The organism is Carbonatibacter coralli (assembly GCF_039592655.1).
In the GTDB taxonomy this organism is placed as follows: Bacteria; Pseudomonadota; Alphaproteobacteria; order Kiloniellales; family Kiloniellaceae; genus Carbonatibacter; species Carbonatibacter coralli.
In genome coordinates this window covers 1-18,056 of sequence record NZ_JBBUTJ010000014.1, presented here as the reverse complement: position 1 = coordinate 18,056, position 18,056 = coordinate 1, and the positions used below count along the sequence as shown (strand labels likewise).

Below are 18,056 nucleotides of genomic sequence, written 5' to 3'. Positions count from 1 at the left end.
AAGGTTTGCTGTTCTGGAACACAGCTCTATTGCTCAGGAGCTTTCAGGGTACAAAGCACTGGAGCTGGCAAATGGTGCGAGGTGAATTGCCCCTGGAGTTGTAGACACCTGATTAGATCAGATTTTTCGTCTTTCGAACTCGAGGGGTGAGAGCATCCTGTTTGAATTCCTCCGTAAATGTTCTGCGTTCTTTGTTTCTCATGGATAGCTTCTATATCAACATAAAGCCGTAAGTCTAGTATTCTCGACCGTGAGGATTAAGCGACCTTGCGGACACAGAGCAGCGTTCTATTTCCAGGATTTTTTTAGATATCGTCGATTATGAAGTTTCTTGCGAAATCTTTGGGAGAGATAGGTGCATGCGAACTCTGGCCCGTTGGTGTAGAGATGATCATGGTTCCTGCTTTAACTGCTCGCGTTTTCTATCAAGTTCTGAACGTGTCTAATCGTCCTTACATCTTGATTCTGGCATTTCTCAGCAAGCATCTCGAATGTTGCTCTTCGCAAAAAGTTTTGGTTCGAAATTTTATTAGGAAGAAGTTCTAAGTATTTCTGAAGACCCAAAATGATATCAGCAGGAGCATCGCTATTATTAGGTAACGCTATTTGGTAAAAAGTGGCAAACTCTTCCATCCAGTTACCATATGATGGATTGAGTATGTTGGCTTTGCAGCGCTCTCGAATCTTGAAGATTGCATCCCAAGTTTCAGCTTCTTCACCATCGGGATCAAATTCAACTTCCCAAGCAGGAAGCCCTCTTTCACCTTCACACGGGCGACTACTTTTTAATGAGATTTTCGTGCCTTCGTGAGAATAGGGGTCATATGCTTTGCGAGTATTTCCATCCACTAAGATAGGATCCGCTTGGAGTTTTAATTTGGAGTTACAGGTGTGGCCCATTGGAACCAAGTTCCTGAGATTGGCACCTGCGAACGGATATTTACTTATTGGGAGATAGTGATCTAAATCTTCTCTGATGCTTTGAGGACCAGGGGCTGCGAAGGTCTCATCGCCGCAGAAGGGGCAGACTAACTCCAGACGGCCTCCACCTTCTCTACGCTGGTCAAAGATTTTTTTATAAGAGCGGTCTCGAATTTGTTTTTGGGCCAACATGTCGAAGCCATATTCAAAAATGGTCTGCAATGGAGATCTAATGTTTTCAGGCAAATCCTCAAGCAAGTTGCAGGCGCATTCCCCGCGTAACAATCCAGGAATATTATTCTGTGTATCGACGCATTCTAAAACTTCTGCCTTTTCGTTCACCGTGAGGGTATTCAGGGCTTCTAAATAAGCTTCCAATTTGGGGAAAAGCCCTTTACGACGACGAGCGTAATTATCTTTGAAATCATCAGGAATAATATCGGGCCAAGTACAGTTGTTTCCATCGTCAGCACACTGGTGAAGGTTCCGAATAATAGCGATTAGGCTATCGTGTACCCAGTTTTCTTCTGTGGCTTCGATTGGATATCCAAACAGCATTAATCACCTTCTTTATTGATCTGTTCTTCAAGTTCAAATAAGCGGTCGGCGAGTAGTGCTTTTTGTACCGATTGGCCAAGGCGCTTCATACCTTCTTTAATCGCTTCAATATCTTCACTCTCCCTAAGAGTATCAATTTCATCATTGGAGAGTTTGGAAATCGGAGGATTCACGCCGAAACAGTGCTGAAGAATTGAATTGAAGGTTGCTCCATATGTTTGAATCTTTGGTTCTGAAATCTCGATCTTCGCTGAGACACCATCATCTTCGTCATTTGTCTTCTTGAAAATGAAGACCCGTTCTTTGGGGCGATCTGATGGAACAAAGGGCGAGTGGGTGGTTAAAATGCACTCTTGCGATATCGGCTGGTTGTTGGCGCTCGGCCTATTCTTCACGATTTGCGAAGTAAATTTTGCTCGCCATTGCGGGTTAAAATGGGATTCTGGTTCGTCGAGCAAGAAAAGAACATTTGGTTGATCAAGCATAGAAAGAACGCCCAAAATCTGGACCAGTTGATGTTCGCCATCAGAAAGTGACACATAATCAACAACCTTGAGCTCGGTCTTGTGATGGAAGCGGACATGCTCAAATCGGAAGACCTTGTCGTCGTGATATGGTTCAGGGAGCTTCGATGCGAATTGGCGGCTTTTGATTTCTTTATCAAATCGGTTTCGAGCTGCTGCTTTGATAATCAAGTCATTCAGCATCGCCAATTTATGTAAATCTGAATAAAGGTCGAATGGGTTTTCCCAGAGTGCTTTGAAGCCTTTTTCGGTCTCGGCATCTACGAAGTAATCAAGGATGTAGGTGTTTTTCTTGTCGTCATGGTCATAGCAAGTCGAACATGCTTTCAGCTTTTCAATGACTCTTTCAAGCTCCTGGGTGAGCTTGACCCCCTTTCCCGGCGCAGCTGGATGAGCCAATTGAATGATACAGCGGAACGAATGCAGTCGGTCGAGTTGCGTTTCCTTCAGCAGGTAATCTGCTGTATTGACGCTGCCAGTCAGCAGGTTTGCCAGCATTACTTCGAGATGAGTGGCGTAATCAATATTTATCAGTCGTGTATCGGGGATATTCTTTTCGCCATCTGATATATCAAGGGCGGCTTCTCGTACATCTTTGGCATAACCTGCTCGGCTATTCAAAAATGGTAGGCTTAGTGTCTCATTGTCACCAGATGTGTAGCCGACAATTTTTCCTGGAAGTAGTTGCGCTGCGCCCACATTTTCGACGTCTTTCCACTCCCCTTCTTCAAGGGTTTCGATCTTTATTTGATGGTTTGATCTTGTGGCAGGTTTCTTGCGAGAAACTTTAACAATGGTTGCATTGTTATCCTGGCCAATCTGGTATTCGATTTCAAACAACAACCCTGAATTGGCATCTGAACGTTCCTCGGTTGGAACCACAGCATGGGAAATGGTTTGAAAAATTTCGGCAAGGATTTGAAGAAACTGTGATTTACCCGATCCATTTGGACCAACAAAACACAGCGGATCGAAGCCGTCATTATCGTCTTCATTGTAACGAAAGGTTTTATGGACACCGTCTAACAAACCACCGCAGGTTTGAGCGGAAATGATGTGGACCCTCAATAACTTCATTTTTCCACTCTTCGAAGCATCATTGATTTTGATGTTTCGTCAAAAAACTGCTCAATAACTGGTGAAGTTTCAATGAGCTCACTGAACAGAAAATCTTTGATTTTTTCGTAATCTTGTTTAGCGGCATCCCGTAAATCATCAAATGAAAAAGTTTGGGATGGCATTTCCTGAATAAGATTGGCAAATGAATTTTTGTCCATCTTCGGTTTCCTTTTTGGCCTACCGTTCAGTGTGGTCGATTTCTTTTGGCGAGTAGGCTTGCTTTTGAAAGCGGCTTCACACTCGGCCTGGATGCGCTCTAGCAGTATGGAAGCAGGCTCATCGGTAGGATCTTGTGGCACCAGCTCTCCACGAAAGGCTTTGGCGAGGATAGATTGATTGAGTTCATCACACCGACCTTGAGCAGATACACAAGATTGCCAGACCCTCTCAAGAGCTTCGAATGCGCTGCTTACTACACGAACAATCTCTGCTTGTTCCCCTGTTGGAGGAAGAGGTATTGGTGAAGCTTCAATGTCGTTCCCACTGATGTGGGGCAGGTCTCCACCAGTCTCCTGACCTGAGATGTACTCCCTAAATAATCCTGACAGAACAAATGCTTCAAGATAATCTCTGTTGATATCACCTTCCGTTAAGAAGCGACCAACTCGCTGTACCAGTAGCGCGGGGAGGTCTTCTCTTCGGACTCTGCAAACTTTAATGCCTGCTGAGACGAAGGGGCGATCCATTGCTATCAATAAATCTCCATCTGACAATGAGAAATCTGAGTAGTTTTCTGCTTCTTTGTCAGTGAGGAAGACCGTATCATCCCATCGGGTTTTTCCAGGGAATATATTTGCCCCTCGCAATAGGCGTGTGCCACCTTCACGGTTAAACCAGCTGCTTTTAAAAGCGTAACCAGCTTGAAGAGACATAACATCCCTTAGTTTACAGCGTACCCAGGTGTTAGGAAGGTCTCCCAGTTTCATTTGTGCCGAACGGTCTTCGGCTTTGTGGCTTCTCACCGCTTGCTTTCGCGTGTCGTACTTTGCTTTCCATTTATCGTTCTTAGGCTCCTTGCCTTTGGCACGGTACTTGGCGAGTTCTGTTTCTTCCCAGCGTTGGCGGCGTTCGGTACGGATGCGCTCAAGTAGGGCGGAGGCAGGTTCCACGTCGGGATTTTGCTCGCGCCAGTCTTTGGTGAGATCGCCTCGAAAGGCGGCGGCGAGGACGGATTGGCGGTACTGCTCCAGCAGTGCCGGGATGGCCTCTAAAGCTTCCTTGGTTCGCCCAGAGCGCTCCATCAAGGCATCGATCTTTTCAACGATCCGTTTTTGCTCGTGGAGGGGAGCGACAGGGAAGCTCAGCTCTTTAGCTTTCGCGCCGGACAATTCTAAAAATGTAGTTCCGCTGGCTTTGCTTTCAGCATATTCTTTTGAATTTACAAGGTAGTACCTGAGGTATTCCGGCTGAATGGAGCCAAGGGGAACGAAGTTTTTAAAGCCTTGGTTTGTTGAAACTTCATTCTCCGCAACGACACAGTAACCGATTGGCGCTCGAGAGGAAAATAGCACTGTTCCTTTTGGTAGTAGTTTTGCGGAGCTGCTAGCGAAGCCTTTTTCAGATAGATCCCTTGCCCCCTTTTTTATATGAGCACCTTTGTACCCTGACAAATCAGCCGGGGTAAGCCAGGGAATACCTTGCTCCGAATAGTTACTTTGATCCTTTGATTGTTTAGGGGTTCCTCCACCGATGACATTGGCGAAGCTCTCAGCTTTTGCCCATTGCCAGGAAGAGGGTATGTTCCAGCGCTTTTCGCTCATGTCTCAGCCTCCGACCGCTCTTTTTGCCAGTCATCGTAGGTGCGCTTCGTTCCCTTGAGCTTCCATTCGTAACGGCCGTTGGAGCTACGATCCAGCACCACGGCTGCTGCGGCTGAGGGACTCTTGAAAGAGGTGTCGTCTGCGAAACGATAGAATTCCCCATCGACAACGAGGCGTCCCTTTTCAATCAAGTTTTGGCGCAGGGTTCCATAAGAGCTGTTGTGGGCGTAGCCCGCATCCTTGGTGGCTAGAGAGCCTTTCTTCACTAGGTACTCACCCTCCACCTCAATCATGCTGGCAGTCACGCCGCTCTTTTGCTCGATGACAAAGGTTGGTTGGCTTTTGCTTGCGCGTGTCTTGGCCCGAGCTCTCGGCTTGAGCAGGTCGAAGCCCACCACGGGAAGGATGGTCTCGATGTTCTTGAGAAAGCCAAACATGTTGGCCTTGTCGGCCTCAGGCAGGTGACGGCGTTCCGTGTCCGGTGTCTGACTGTTGTCGAGCGTCACGCGCCCAGCCTGCTTGGTCAGGCGCAGCAGTTCGGCTTCAAGGTAGCGCACGTGCGCCTTGGTCAGACTCTCGTCGCTGGTGGTGATGATGGCGGCCAGCTCCCAGAAACCACGTTCTCCGGCGGAGCGGGGCAGGCGCTCGTCGATGGCATCTGCCTCGCCGATGTAGGCGCGCCCCTTGAGATCGTCTTCCGGATCAGGGCCATAGAGCAGGTAAACGCCTGTGCGCTTGGCCTCGGGGCGCTTGAGCAGTTGTGGCAGGGTGGCATTACGGGCCACGATGATGGAGCCCGTCCAGCCGTAGAGAGAGGCGATCACGAGGCCATCCGGATTGCCATCCACCAGATAGAGCTGGATGGTGCGTCCGATCTGCTGATCTGAAAGAGTGCTGGCATCCATTATTCTGCCGTCTCCGTGCTCTCCTGATCAGCTGTGCTCTCCAGGATTTCCGACAGAGCCTCCATCTCACCCAGGGCCAGACGCAGGTTGTTCATGATCTGGGCGGCAATGACGTCTGGCTCAGGCAGGTCTTCAGCGGAACTGGCACTCTCATCCTTGAGCCAAGTGATGTCGAGGTTGTCGCCACGTTTGGCGATCTCCTCGCGGGTGAAGCAGCGCCACTTGCCTGCTTCGCCCTGATCCTGGCGTTGGGAGCGACCGTGCGGGTCTTCACCATAAGCTTCGAGGAAGTCATCGAAGTGGGCCTCGGTCAAGGGCGTGCGCTTGCCGAACTTGGGCGCGTTGGTGCGCAGGTCATAGACCCAAACTGCATCAGTATTGTTCTCGTCCTCTTGGCCTCGGGTGAAGAAGAGCACGTTGGTCTTGACCCCCTGGGCATAGAAGATGCCCGTGGGCAGGCGCAGGATGGTGTGCAGACTGCACTTGTTCATGAGCTCCTGGCGCACCAGCTTGCCGGTGTTGTCCTCAAAGAGAACGTTATCCGGCAAGACTACAGCAGCGCGACCGTCACGCTTCAGGCCGCGATAGATGTGCTGCAGGAAGGCCAGCTGCTTGTTGGCTGTCGGGTGAAGAAAGTCATTGCGGCTTGGTAGCCCACCGCCAGAGGAGGATCCGAAGGGGGGATTGGATAGCACCAGGTTGGCCTTGGGCAGGTGCTCCCCGGCAGAGGAGAGGGTGTCGCCATAGACCACGCCGCCTTCCAAGGAATGCAGCATGAGGTTCATGAGGCAGAGGCGGTGGGTGTCCTGCACCAGCTCCATACCCGTGATGGCTTGGTTGCGCTGGAACTCTGCCTGCTCCGTAGAGAGGTCAAAGAAGTCGTCCGTGGTTTCTTTGATGTGTCGGTCTGCCGCAATGAGGAAGCCGCCGGTGCCTGCCGCCGGGTCCTGGATAACCTCGCCCGCTTCCGGTTTCATGAGCTTTACGATGACATCGATGAGAGGACGCGGGGTAAAGTACTGGCCTGCACCGGACTTAGTTTCACCGGCGTTTTTCTCCAGCAGGCCTTCGTAGAGATCCCCCAGGCCTTCCTGACGTGCGGAGTACCAGTCGAGCTTGTCGATCTCGGTTACCAGATCCGTGAGGGTTTTGGGCTGCTTGATGATGGTGCCCGCGTTGGCAAAAATGGCCTGGACCCGCGAAGAGCCGTGCGTACCCAAATGGATCAGCAGATGGCGATAGGCTTCCATCTGCTCCAAGCCCTTCAGCTTGGCCAGATCCCCCCAACGATAGCCCTCTGGCAGCTGCCCTTCGTTTCCCGTTTCCTCCATCATCTTGAGGAATAGGATATAGGTTAGCTCCGTCACGTACTGGTGATATGTCACCCCGTCGTTGCGCAAGAGGGTACAAAGCTTCCAGAGTTTCTGGACGATATCGTGGGTGATGGTCATTGAGATACTCGCCTTATTTGGGGCTTAGCAGCTAGCGCCGGAGGTTTGTAACTTTCTACTACAGATGAAGCTGGACACGAACAAGGGATTGTCTCAATTGCTTGCCTGCAATTCATCGAGTTTTCTCGATAATGAGAGTGCCAATTTTACATATTCCCTCGCCTCAGTAGGGGGGACATCGCGGTCAACAGAGTGAGCTGCACGGTTTCGGAATTGTCGTAGCTCCTGGAGCAGCCTAGTTTCATCGGCAGATATGTGACCTTTTTCTTTCAGCTCACGGATAATATTAAAGCCTGACAACTGACGGCGTCCCTGTTTCGTTTGATGACTATTTGCGGGCAGTAATCTCAACATTGAGGCTTCGAGTTCTTTCCATGTTTCGGTGATGGCCGCTGTCGGCCTTATCGTTGCAATCATAAAAATGTCGTCGTCATAACTTGGCATGAAGTGCTGGATAGTTGATTCTATGGGCTTTGCAGCTTCAGTCACTTCCTTAAATTCGAGGGAGAAATCTTTCGCCTTAAAACTCTTTAGACGGTTTAGGAGGATAGCAATCTCACCCTTAAACCAGGACGCTACGACAACAGTGACTATTGGCCAAGCTGTGTGCTCCATGCCTGCTATAATTATTTTTTCCCAATTCACTGATGAAATAAATCCTGAGATGTATGTGAAGATCGTCTGAATTATGTGCCAGAGTTGCCCAAGCACAACTTGAAAGTCTAGTTGAGGAGGCTCCATCAGCTTACAGCCTTCCAAACCTCTGCGTTGATGTCCTGTAAGATCTGTTCGAGACGACCTTCGAAGATCTTGTTGGCTTGCTTGAAGCCGCCCTGGTTTACAAAGGGGGCCTTAGCAAAGGATTCCGGGTCGATCACGGGTTCGTTGGCCTCGTTCTCAAGTTGCTTGGTGATACGCTCTAGCCATTTGCGTTGAATGGGGCTCCAGTCGTCTTTGGCGAGCAGCTTTTTCAAGGCCTCCTCCACACGCTCGGCATAGGGACGAATAGGATCGCCCAAGGCGGCTTGTCGCACGAAGCCAATGATGGAGGCAGCCACATCGTGGTTGGTGACATCGCGCCAGGCGGTTCGGAGATCGGCCTCCCTGAAACCGTGCTCTTCGAGCTTCAGGCGTAGTTCTTTGAGCTGCTGGCGTGTAAGTTCGCGCGGGCGCTGGGTCACGATAGCCAGTGCGGGTATGGTGTTGATGTTGTCTTTGAGGAAGGCTTCAAAGTCAGCTAGATAGTCTTCTGGCTTGTTGGCCGTGCCGTAGCCTACCTCAGTTGCGACCAGTTTATCCTCGTGCGTGGAGATGGCAACCCGTCGCGGAGTGCCCTTGCCAGTATGATCTAGCAAGGAGCTGAGCTTTGGCCGCTCCTTGAGCCATTGAGCGAAGTTCTCGGGTTCCTGAGACTTGAGCCAGCGAGCCAAACCCTTGGGGTCGTAACCGGTGGAGGTTTCAATCAGCTCTGTTGTTTCCTTACTGTAGCGCGACTTTGTCCTCTGCAGCTTGGCAATGATCTGCTCCTGCAGGTCGCGGCGAACTTGGTCCTGATCGTTGACCAGGAATTCCTCCACCAATTGAGTGAAGGTGAAGCTGGGGTTCACAGCCACCGGCTTCATGGCGGTAATATCCTGCAATCCGTCGTAAATTCCAACGGCGTCAAAGACGCGGAAGAATTCCTTGTTGAGGTCAGGGCAAAGGCGGGTCGCGCGTCCCAGCATTTGATCGTAGAGGATGCGGCTATTGACGCGACGCAGGAAGACCAGGTTGCAGATTTCCGGTACGTCGATGCCTGTAGTCAGCAGGTCCACAGTAACGACGATCTTAGGCTTGGCTTCGTTCTTAAACTGGCGGATGAGGAAGTTCGGTTTGTCGGCCTTGCCGGTGATCTTCATGACCAGATTGTCATCGGCCTTGCCGTATAGTTTCTCCATCGCCTTTTTCATCTCGTTGACGACGGTGTCTGCATGCGCGTCGTTGGCACAGAAGACGAGGGTTTTCTTGGCGTCGTAGATGTCGATAGGTTCCTTGATATCCCCTGTCTGGCCCAGCAGGGTTTCGCAAACAACACGGTTGAATTCTGATGTGAGCACTTCCTTGTTGAACTTGGAGACATCGAATTCCAGAGCATCCGGCAGAGAGACGAGATCGATTTCACCGGTCTTGGTATTGAAGGCCTCGAGCTCTTCCCCGGCCGCCCAGGCAATGCCGCCTTGAGACAGGGCCGTATGAATACGAACAGGGGGCTCGTGATCGATCAGATAGCCGTCGACCACCGCCTCACGATAGCTGTAGGTGTAGATCGGTTTGCCGAAGATCTCTGAGGTGTGCAGGGCTGGCGTAGCTGTGAGACCGATCTTCACGGCATCGAAGTAATCCAGCACGTAACGGTACTTGGAGAGGTAGTCGGTCTGATCGCGGAAGAGGATCTCAGTCTCGCTCATCTCCCGGTCGAGCAGGTAACCCCTGTGGCATTCGTCAACCACAATACAGTCATACTGATCAATCGCTGGGATTGCGCTTTGGTCTTCCGTATAGAGCAGGCGTTTGACCAGGCTTTGTACAGTAGCAATGTGCACGCGCGTGGCATCGTCGGGCTGAGCCTCTTTCATGCCCTTGAGATCGTAGATGTGCGTGAACTTCTGGAGCTGCTCCATCATGGCTTCGTGAAAGGCGTCTTCCGTCTGTGAGCCCAGGGCAGAGCGATCCACCAGGAAGAGGATGCGTTGAAAGCGGTTGATCTTCAAAAGGCGGTAGGCCAGTGCGATACAGGTTGCGGTTTTGCCTGTCCCAGTGGCCATGGCCAGGAGGATCTCTCTCTGGCCCTTGCTAATGGCCTCTTCGGCGGCTTTGATGGCGTCCTTCTGGTAGTCACGCAACTCACGGCCATAATTGAAGCCTTCGGTTTTCAGCTGTTCGTGTGCGGCGGCGTGGTCCTGGCTTAAGAGGTCTTGAAGACCCTTGGGGCTCTTCCAGCCGCGCAGAGGCCGTGCGATGTTTTCTGGCTTGCGTAGGTCACAAAACCATATCCCTGAGAGTGTTTCCAGGTCCTTGTGGTAAGGCCGGCCGTTTGTGGAGAAGACGAAAGGGGCGGAATAGCTCTCTTGCTCTTCTGCCTGCCAGGGAGCGCCGGTGGTGAGCCTTTCCTCGCCCTTGGCTCGGAAGTCTCGGCTGTAACGCTTGGCCTGTGTCAGTACACCTGAGACGTTTATGCTCTCACGCTTGGCTTCGATAAAGCCGACCAACTCCATGCCGATAAAAAGTGCGTAATCTGCTGGACCGCTCTTGGTAGGCCATTCGGCAATGGCCATGCTGTGGCCCTTCTGTGGGCGTACACCTGTACTATAGCTGAGATTGTCGCTGTCCACTTCCCAGCCTGCTTGACGCAGCTGAGCATCAATCAGGCGGCGTGTATCCGCCTCATCAAGATCGAGCCCTGAGGAGGAGGCCTCCATGCGTTTTGTGAGCTGAGCGTTATCCTTCTGGCTCCGGTTTTCTGCTTCGCTCTCAAGCTCGCCTATACGCTCCTGCAGGCTGGTCAGGGCCTGATCTACTTCAGCCTGGAGTTCTTTAAGCGCGGCATGACGCTCCTCCGCAGTTTGGCGTAGGGCGGCTTCCTTGGTTGCTCTCGCCTCGGCGATTTCTTGCGTGCTTAGGCTAAGCTCCATGGCGGCCTGGAGACGTTTTATCTCTGCTTGAAGCTTTTCATTTTCGATGGAACGACAGACAGGAGGCTGAAAAGGAAGAGGCTTGAAATCCCGTTCGCGTCCGAAAGACTTGTGGAACCAGATGGCTAGGCGGTGGGCGTTCTTCAGGTTGGTGAGCACGATCCCGCGATCATCCTTTAGGGCGTGTACAGCCTGGTTGCCTGCAATACGCAACTGGTGGAAGAGCTCCATGATTACTTTGGTTACGCCGGGGTGCGTTTGGATGCGCTCCAGAAGGACGATGCTGCGGGTATCGTTTGGATCGCAATGGATACCAAGATTGGCCGCTGTGACCTTGGCGAGGACCTCGCCAAACTGGCGAAGCTTGACCAATGAGGTGTTAGGATCCTCTTCAAAGTAACGCTCGGCCTGAGCTCCAAGTTTTGATAACTGCGGAGCTGTGTGTTCCAGGAAAAAGAAGTTTTGCGAGCTCAAGAACATAGAAAAGTGTATTACGCCTATAGGTTTTCTAGCAACTTTAGAAAAACCCCAAAAGAAAGCAAGCCCTTTGCTCTAAGGTGCTCATATTTTTCCAATGCGTATCATAAGGTGAAAGAAAAAGTCCTGACGGAGTGGAGCCTTTATGGAACAGTCTGGCAGGACTAGGTTGTTGGCGCCGTGTCTGGGAGATGTGAAGCTCCAGATTAGAGACGACATAGGGAACAGTGCGGCCATACTTATGCTAGTGTCGCCGGCCACACTAGTAGCGAGGTGTTTAGACGGTTCGGGTACTGGTGTTTATCTGCAATGCTATGATTCTGCTGGTTAGGTTGTCCCTGAGAACTATTTCCAGGGACAGTAACTGCAGCTTTCAGATGGAACAATTGCCCCTGTTGATGCAGGGAATGTGTATGACAACAATTTGGGTCTGGAGAGCCTGCAGGATAATGGTGTTCTGGTTGCGCCGGACTTGAATCTTGAGGATGCAGATAGTGCTGTCCTGTCAGGTGCAGTTGTACGCATCAGTCAGAATTTTGCAGGCGATCAGGATGTTCTGAGTTGGGATGGTTCTGTTCTGCCTGCGGGTGTAACAGCGTCCTATGGTGTGGCAACAGGCATGTTGAGTATGAGCGGTTTAACCAGTTTTGCAGAGTATCAGACCCTCATAAATTCTGTGCGTTATTCCAACAGTTCGGATGCACCAAGTGAAGCGCAACGTTCTGTGACCTTCCAGGTGACAGACGATCAGGGTGAGATCAGCAATGACGTTGTGAAAGTGGTTGATGTTTTCGGTATGGTCGACAGCAATGTCTTTGGAGACGATGGAAACAACAGCCTGACTGCGACGGATGCGAAGGGTGTTGGTCTTATTCGGCTTAGCAGGTAATGACTTGCTGATTGGTGGAGACGGTGGTGATATCCTGCTGGGAGGATTGGGGGCTGATCCCTTCATTCTGAAAGATTTCGCTTCCCGGTCTCATGCTATCCTGAATTATTCAGATGCTGAGGGTGATGTGATTCAATTGTCTGATCTTATTACTTTGACGATAACAGCGATGATATTCTCGGAGATTTCCTCTCTGTAACGACTTCTGAAAGAGATGAGGAGCTCGCTGCTGCAAACAGTGCTGGACAACCCTGACAGATTGCTGCTTATCTGGAGAACGTTTCGGCTGGTGATATAATCAAGGTTATTCTTGACATTGAACAGCAAAGTGTCACTGTTGTGTAATTATAAGATTGGCACTCTGGAGCTTTTTATGAAAAGCTCCAGAGTGTGTTCAAATCCTGCCCCCGCAACCACCGTCGACTCTTGCGACAAGCTCTTAAAGAGAGATTCTTTATAGAGACAGTTTAAAAACAAACGCAAGTAGTTTTTTTCCAGTGAATTGCAACGGACATGGCAGCGCCCCTTGTTAGAGGAGGCGGAATTCTTGCATTTCCAGAGATCCAGATAGCAAAAAACCTCTTAGTTGGCGCTAAGAGGTTCTGCTAGAGGTGATATCACCTATAAAAGCTTAGTACGGCTTTTTATGGCTCTGATCTTACCTCATCTGACATCGGTGTAAAGCAAAAAACGCCTAGGGGCGTAACGATTTTTTGCACCCTGTCGATGGGAATGCTTCCGAATAAAATTTGAAACAAGAATCGACTTATTACCAAGGGGTTAATGAAACCTCATGGGATGCGATACGCAGAGTCAGTTTGTCGCAGATGGATCAAATTAAGATAAAAAATGATCTCATGGGACTCATTACAAGATTTGGATCCGGTCTGGGACTGACATCAGCCTTAAAGGATCATTTGCTCTGGCTGATTGGATCAACAAAAGCACAGGATTGGACGCAGGAAGCCCCCTTTGGTCCGGTTGTCTATGTTTCTGTCATGCAGACGGCCAAGAGATTTAATCTGTCTGAACGTGCAATCTGGTATCGTGAGCAACAGCTCATTGAGTTGGGCCTGATCAGCTTGAAGACAACCAACGATAACAAACGCTTTGGTAAGCGCGACCAGTTTGATCATCTCTCTGTGGCTTTCGGCGTGGATTTGTCCCCCCTGTTGAATCGATATGTTGAACTGGTGAATCTCCAGGAAGAGAGTGAACTCCGTGATCGCGCTTGGCAAAAGGCCAGAAACGATCTCAGTGCCATCAAGAAAATGGTTCGTGTTGGTCTGGAAAAGATTCTCGAACTTGGTGCGAATGTCGCCAGGGTTCAGGATCTTTATGGTGTCTATTATTCCATACCGCGTATATCAGCCCAGACAGCGATCGATGTCATACGAAGTTACATAGAGAACATGAAGCTTGTGATGCTTGAGGTCGGAAAGATCCGTGAGGATCTGCAAGGTAAGAGCAGTGAACAAACGGGGGATATGTCTGACGCGTCAGAAAAAGATTTCCGACCCTATACTAATCTACAAAATAAAGGGAAATTCTTATCAGAGAGTAATGCTGATTGTGGATTAATGTCGTCCTCTATCGAGGACGAAGAGGGCGGTCATATGCGAGCTGATGCTCGCACCGCCCAAGGCTCGGCAAAGGAGCCTGTGTGTCCGGTTGAGGCAGGGCAAGGGAAAAAAACATCAGTGAATGCGGCTGGAGATGTTGAAAAAGTCAGTTCCGGCATCGAGAACTGTTCTCTTGAAATTGCCCGCCTTGCTGCAAGTGAGGATTTTATTTTTGAAGTCGAGTATCAGGAACAGGACGATCTGATTGATGTCAGAAGTGGTAACTGGGACTGGTATAATTTAAGACGTGCGGCCGGAAAAATCCGAAAGGATCTCTTTATCAGCGATGGGACCTGGAAACGGGTTGGTCAGGTGATGACGCCCAATGAAATGGCGGTTGCGATGCTGGTCATTGATCAGAAGAAATTCTGGATTCAATCACCAGGCGGATATCTCTGGGAGATGGCCGCACGGCATGCCCGTGGTGAATTGCGGCTGGATAAAACCCTTTTTGGGCTCGCCGATCGTGAGCGCCTCATTGAAGAGGGACTGTCATGATCCGGAAAACGGTACCGCTTTTATTGGTTTTAAGTGTTTTGTTTGGTGTGCCGGCTTTTGGAAAGACGCTTTACGGCCGAGCCAAAGTTGTTGATGGAGATACGATTATCGTGTCCGGAGAGCGCTTGCGCTTGATGGGTTTTGATGCTCCGGAGAGCAAGCAGACCTGCTTGTCTCCTGTCGGGATTGAACGGCCTTGCGGGCGCAAGGCCACTGAATATCTCGATCTGGTTTTGTCGACCGTTGATCACCAGGTCGCCTGCAAGACCTTTGGCCAGGACAGGTATCGAAGGACGCTTGCTAGGTGTGCGATCGGTGATCTCTACCTGGGAAGCTGGATGGTGCGATCCGGTCATGCCTTTGTCTGGCCCTGGGGGGATCAATGGTATTTGGCTGATCAGGATGATGCCCGTTTGGCGAAGCGTGGTTTGTGGGCTGGTCAATTTGTTTACCCCTGGGTTTGGAGGAGGGGGAGATGATCAGGAAAGGCTCTGTACGGTCAGCTCTTCGAGGGAAAGCTCTCCCCGCATTTTTGCAAAAAGCTCCTGCGGGCCTTCTGGAACCTCTGTGAGCTGGTCGGCTCTCCCCGATTTCCTGCGCAAATCTCCTAATGGCCTGCACTTTGATCTCCTGTCTTTTTTCCCGAAGCTGAGAGACCAGGGAATTAATTTCCGATCCATTCGAGACAACATAACAACACGCTTCGAGATGGACTGTTATGACGTTTTTGAAGCTTTGGCGAAATGTGAAACGGCGTTGAAGATTGAAAGACGCCTGATTGACGGACTGCAAAAGAAACGGGGGCCAGAACAGAAGCTTGGAGATTCAAAGTTGAATCAAGCAAGAGAAATGGCCGCTGACGGTTTACCTCTGGCTGAAATTGCTTCTGTGATGAAGGTGTCAAAAGCCACTTTGTCCCGTCGTCTTTAATGTTTCCCTATTGGAGTGATGTTCAATGACCTTTGGTATTGAAATCAACGAGGTGGTTTTTAACCGGCTGGAGCTGGTGCGCAAAAATCAGCGCAGCACGCAGAATGATGTTCTTGAACAGGCCGGACTGTCCGTTTCAGCGTGGAACAGATATGGACGTTCAAAGCAGGACTTACCTTTTCGGAAGATTTTGAACCTTTGTGAGGTTCTCAAGTTTGATCCGGCCAGTTTGATCGTCGAGATCCAGATCGGAAATCAGCATGACTAAGCGAGTTTCTGCCAAGCTTGGATTGATTGCCTCTGCGCTTCCTGTTGTCACTTCTACACAGTGTTTTGAGGCAGCTGGTGCGCGATACCAGGTTCGTCCTGATCTGTTGCGTTCGATTGCCTTTGTGGAAAGTTCCTGGAACAACAAAGCCATCAATCAGAATTCCAATGGATCCGAAGATGTTTGCATGATGCAATTTAAATCATTTTAGTCTATAAGTTTCTCTAGTTATAAGATTGCAGCATGAGCGGCTTTTTAGTGATGTCTGTCAGATCGCTATGTCCGGTGGGGTGAGAGCGGAATCTGAAAAGGCATATTTAATAGTCTTACCGACAAAGCCTACGGCAGCGCTCAAATTCGCAAGAAGGCGCATCCGCTCATCCTCACTGAAAGTAATACCCGAAACTTAGCCTCGTACGGTGTCAATTTATATGCAATGCGCAATATTGTGAACGGTTCTTCTGTAAAACGAAAGGCATGCGTCGTCGCGCGATGCAATTCGAGAAATACGGCAAAAACTCCCTCAATCTGTTTTATGTGCTCGCAATTAAATGCTGACCTGATTGAGCCCAGACCATAAGCATTCTAGTTCTTTAATTTTAATATTTAATCATATGAATCTATTTATTCATTTTCCCCAATAGCGGAAATAATTATTTGGATTTATTCGTGTTTTAATATTTTCCTGCATTGATTTGCTCGTTTGCTTGAAACTGAGGGGTTGCCATAGCTATACTTTGTAAGCTCACTTAGACATGTTTCTTTACTTGGGAACACATGAAACGAAATATAGGCTTGTACTATAAAGATAAAGAGAATAATCCCGATGATTGTGATAATTTTTTGCATTTCCTCTCCTGAAGTTTAATATCCAAGCCTAAAATCAGCTGGTTCTTACTTTTTGTATGTTTCTTTTGTTTCCACGAAAACGTTCCAGAATTTGGAATTTTGTTTAGTTTCCAATAGCTTTGAAGCAATGTCTTCTCGTCGTCAAACCAACTTATATCTTAAAAATGAAAAAATTTAACCATCTGGAATATTTTTCTTATTGTATTGATATGATTTCTTATGATTGCTTTTCTCAAAAACTGAAGGTATTTCAATGATTAAATTGACAAGTTTATAGGGGAACGTTTCAAAAATGCATATTTTCTGTGATGAAAGCGGAGGGCATGCAGACGGGTTGATATTAGTTTCAGCTTTGAGTGTTGAGCCAATAAAAGCCAAAAAAGTTTTAAAGCGCATCAAAAAAGTAGCCAAACATAAAAATGAGATCAAGGGCCACCAGCTAACGGCTTGTCAACGTAAGCAGGCGTTTGACATTATTTTTTCTGAAGGAGCTTTGGGGGTCGTATCTGTATGTTGCAGAGAAACGGCCCCGGGTAATCTTTTTCTTAATCCCAAAGATGAAAAAAATGTTTGGGGAGAGATGATAGCAGAGAGCTGTTGTAAAATTATTCCTCCAGCAACTCCGAAAGTTTTTATTACTCCAGACGCCGGCCGTTATAAGAAGCACGATCTTTCAGTGTTAAAAACTGTTATTGCGGACTCTGTATCTGAATGTATTGGAGATATAGATGTCACAGTGAGTTATGGGGACAGCCAATCCACTGATGGTGTTCAATTAGCAGATATTATTGTGAATACGGTTTATCAATCAAAGACAAATCACGTGCAAAATGAGGCTTCGGCTGTTTTGATTGGTGAATACAAGCTCAATGTTTTTAACGCTGAACTTGGTAACATAGCTCCTGATTGGGCAAAAAAATACTAAAGGCCGCCTCAAGATAAAGGCGGCCTTTAGTATGGAGCCCGGCAATTCAGCGTAAATCCTGATTAAGTAACTAATGGTGACACGAAGGCCCCCTCCTGATCAGGCACTGAACGCAGTTCGAAGAACATTTATCCTGTGCTCACTTGATAATATGATTGATGATGTTTCTGATGTCAATACGATTACGATTACGATTACGATTACGATTACGATTACGATTACGATTACGATAACGATAACGATAACGATAAACTCTACGGCAGTGTACGTTGAAAGTAGAAAAGGTTAGTACATCAGTTTCATGGTGTAGAGGTTGATTTTTACAACTTTTAGGTCGAAATTTGACGAAGTTACTAAGAAGTTGTAACTGAAATAAAGAATTCTTTGCTAATGTGAACCATTAAGGTCAGGGCGCAAGCTCAACAGCTCCTTAAAATCATAACAAAGGGTAATGTGAACCTCTTCATTTTCTAGTTCGGGAGGGGAGACAAGAGCCTTGTCAAACAGTCGCCTGATTTCCTGATAGACAAAGTCATTGTCTGGGTTCGCTTTGTAGGATCGGTGACCTGCCCCCATTGAAGTGTTCCATTGTTTGAGTTCGGATTTTGACTTATTCCACCCGCGAATAAGGAGAAATCAAATGGGAAAGCAACGTCGTTACACACCAGAGCAGATCATCAACAAATTGC

Annotated in this window: 15 protein-coding genes; 8 read left to right on the top strand and 7 right to left on the bottom strand. The window is 48.8% G+C overall.

Translation table 11 applies throughout. The annotated features are described in order from the left end of the window. Positions 1 to 405: 405 nt before the first annotated feature. The 7 genes from AAAH10_RS16195 to hsdR all read right to left on the bottom strand — a co-directional run bounded on the left by AAAH10_RS16195 (position 406) and on the right by hsdR (position 11,389). Positions 406 to 1,479 (bottom strand): hypothetical protein, encoded by a 1,074-nt coding sequence (locus AAAH10_RS16195; RefSeq protein WP_343565482.1) that lies wholly within the window; start codon positions 1,477 to 1,479, stop codon positions 406 to 408. Continuing rightward, a complete protein-coding gene (locus AAAH10_RS16190; protein WP_343565480.1) occupies positions 1,479 to 3,080 on the bottom strand; it encodes a restriction system-associated AAA family ATPase in 1,602 nt (533 codons plus the stop codon). Before AAAH10_RS16190 ends, AAAH10_RS16195 begins: the two co-directional genes overlap by 1 nt. Then, complete coding sequence (locus AAAH10_RS16185) at positions 3,077 to 4,882, bottom strand: restriction endonuclease subunit S (RefSeq protein WP_343565478.1); 1,806 nt, start codon at positions 4,880 to 4,882, stop codon at positions 3,077 to 3,079. Before AAAH10_RS16185 ends, AAAH10_RS16190 begins: the two co-directional genes overlap by 4 nt. Then, positions 4,879 to 5,787 carry a GIY-YIG nuclease family protein gene (locus AAAH10_RS16180; RefSeq protein WP_343565476.1) on the bottom strand — a complete coding sequence of 303 codons (909 nt, stop codon included), beginning with the start codon at positions 5,785 to 5,787 and terminating at the stop codon, positions 4,879 to 4,881. The genes AAAH10_RS16185 and AAAH10_RS16180 overlap by 4 nt, the downstream gene beginning before the upstream one ends. Next, positions 5,787 to 7,238: a class I SAM-dependent DNA methyltransferase gene (locus AAAH10_RS16175; protein WP_343565475.1), complete on the bottom strand. Its 1,452-nt coding sequence runs from the start codon at positions 7,236 to 7,238 to the stop codon at positions 5,787 to 5,789. Before AAAH10_RS16175 ends, AAAH10_RS16180 begins: the two co-directional genes overlap by 1 nt. A 93-nt stretch (positions 7,239 to 7,331) precedes the next feature. Continuing rightward, positions 7,332 to 7,979 carry a DUF4145 domain-containing protein gene (locus tag AAAH10_RS16170; RefSeq protein WP_343565473.1) on the bottom strand — a complete coding sequence of 216 codons (648 nt, stop codon included), beginning with the start codon at positions 7,977 to 7,979 and terminating at the stop codon, positions 7,332 to 7,334. Beyond that, entirely contained in the window at positions 7,979 to 11,389 is a 3,411-nt protein-coding gene (hsdR, locus tag AAAH10_RS16165; RefSeq protein WP_343565471.1) for a type I restriction-modification system endonuclease, read from the bottom strand. The genes AAAH10_RS16170 and hsdR overlap by 1 nt, the downstream gene beginning before the upstream one ends. Before the next feature lie 406 nt (positions 11,390 to 11,795). On the opposite strand from hsdR, the gene AAAH10_RS16160 reads away from it, so the two are divergent. The 8 genes from AAAH10_RS16160 to AAAH10_RS16135 all read left to right on the top strand — a co-directional run bounded on the left by AAAH10_RS16160 (position 11,796) and on the right by AAAH10_RS16135 (position 17,367). After that, positions 11,796 to 12,275 carry a hypothetical protein gene (locus tag AAAH10_RS16160; protein ID WP_343565469.1) on the top strand — a complete coding sequence of 160 codons (480 nt, stop codon included), beginning with the start codon at positions 11,796 to 11,798 and terminating at the stop codon, positions 12,273 to 12,275. Next, on the top strand, positions 12,238 to 12,474 hold the full coding sequence (locus tag AAAH10_RS16560; RefSeq protein WP_442490282.1) for a hypothetical protein: 237 nt from the start codon (positions 12,238 to 12,240) through the stop codon (positions 12,472 to 12,474). Before AAAH10_RS16160 ends, AAAH10_RS16560 begins: the two co-directional genes overlap by 38 nt. A gap of 658 nt (positions 12,475 to 13,132) precedes the next feature. After that, the gene (gene repC, locus AAAH10_RS16155; RefSeq protein ID WP_343565467.1) at positions 13,133 to 14,395 is read left to right on the top strand and encodes a replication initiation protein RepC; all 1,263 of its coding nucleotides are present in this window, start codon (positions 13,133 to 13,135) and stop codon (positions 14,393 to 14,395) included. Positions 14,396 to 14,505: 110 nt separating this feature from the next. Next, a complete protein-coding gene (locus AAAH10_RS16150) occupies positions 14,506 to 14,874 on the top strand; it encodes a thermonuclease family protein (RefSeq protein WP_343565465.1) in 369 nt (122 codons plus the stop codon). A gap of 88 nt (positions 14,875 to 14,962) precedes the next feature. Next, complete coding sequence (locus tag AAAH10_RS16145) at positions 14,963 to 15,325, top strand: hypothetical protein (protein ID WP_343565463.1); 363 nt, start codon at positions 14,963 to 14,965, stop codon at positions 15,323 to 15,325. A gap of 25 nt (positions 15,326 to 15,350) precedes the next feature. Further along, positions 15,351 to 15,593: a helix-turn-helix domain-containing protein gene (locus AAAH10_RS16140; RefSeq protein WP_343565461.1), complete on the top strand. Its 243-nt coding sequence runs from the start codon at positions 15,351 to 15,353 to the stop codon at positions 15,591 to 15,593. After that, positions 15,586 to 15,804: a transglycosylase SLT domain-containing protein gene (locus AAAH10_RS16555; RefSeq protein ID WP_442490281.1), complete on the top strand. Its 219-nt coding sequence runs from the start codon at positions 15,586 to 15,588 to the stop codon at positions 15,802 to 15,804. The genes AAAH10_RS16140 and AAAH10_RS16555 overlap by 8 nt, the downstream gene beginning before the upstream one ends. A gap of 930 nt (positions 15,805 to 16,734) precedes the next feature. Further along, on the top strand, positions 16,735 to 17,367 hold the full coding sequence (locus AAAH10_RS16135; protein WP_343565459.1) for a DUF3800 domain-containing protein: 633 nt from the start codon (positions 16,735 to 16,737) through the stop codon (positions 17,365 to 17,367). Positions 17,368 to 18,056 lie beyond the last annotated feature (689 nt).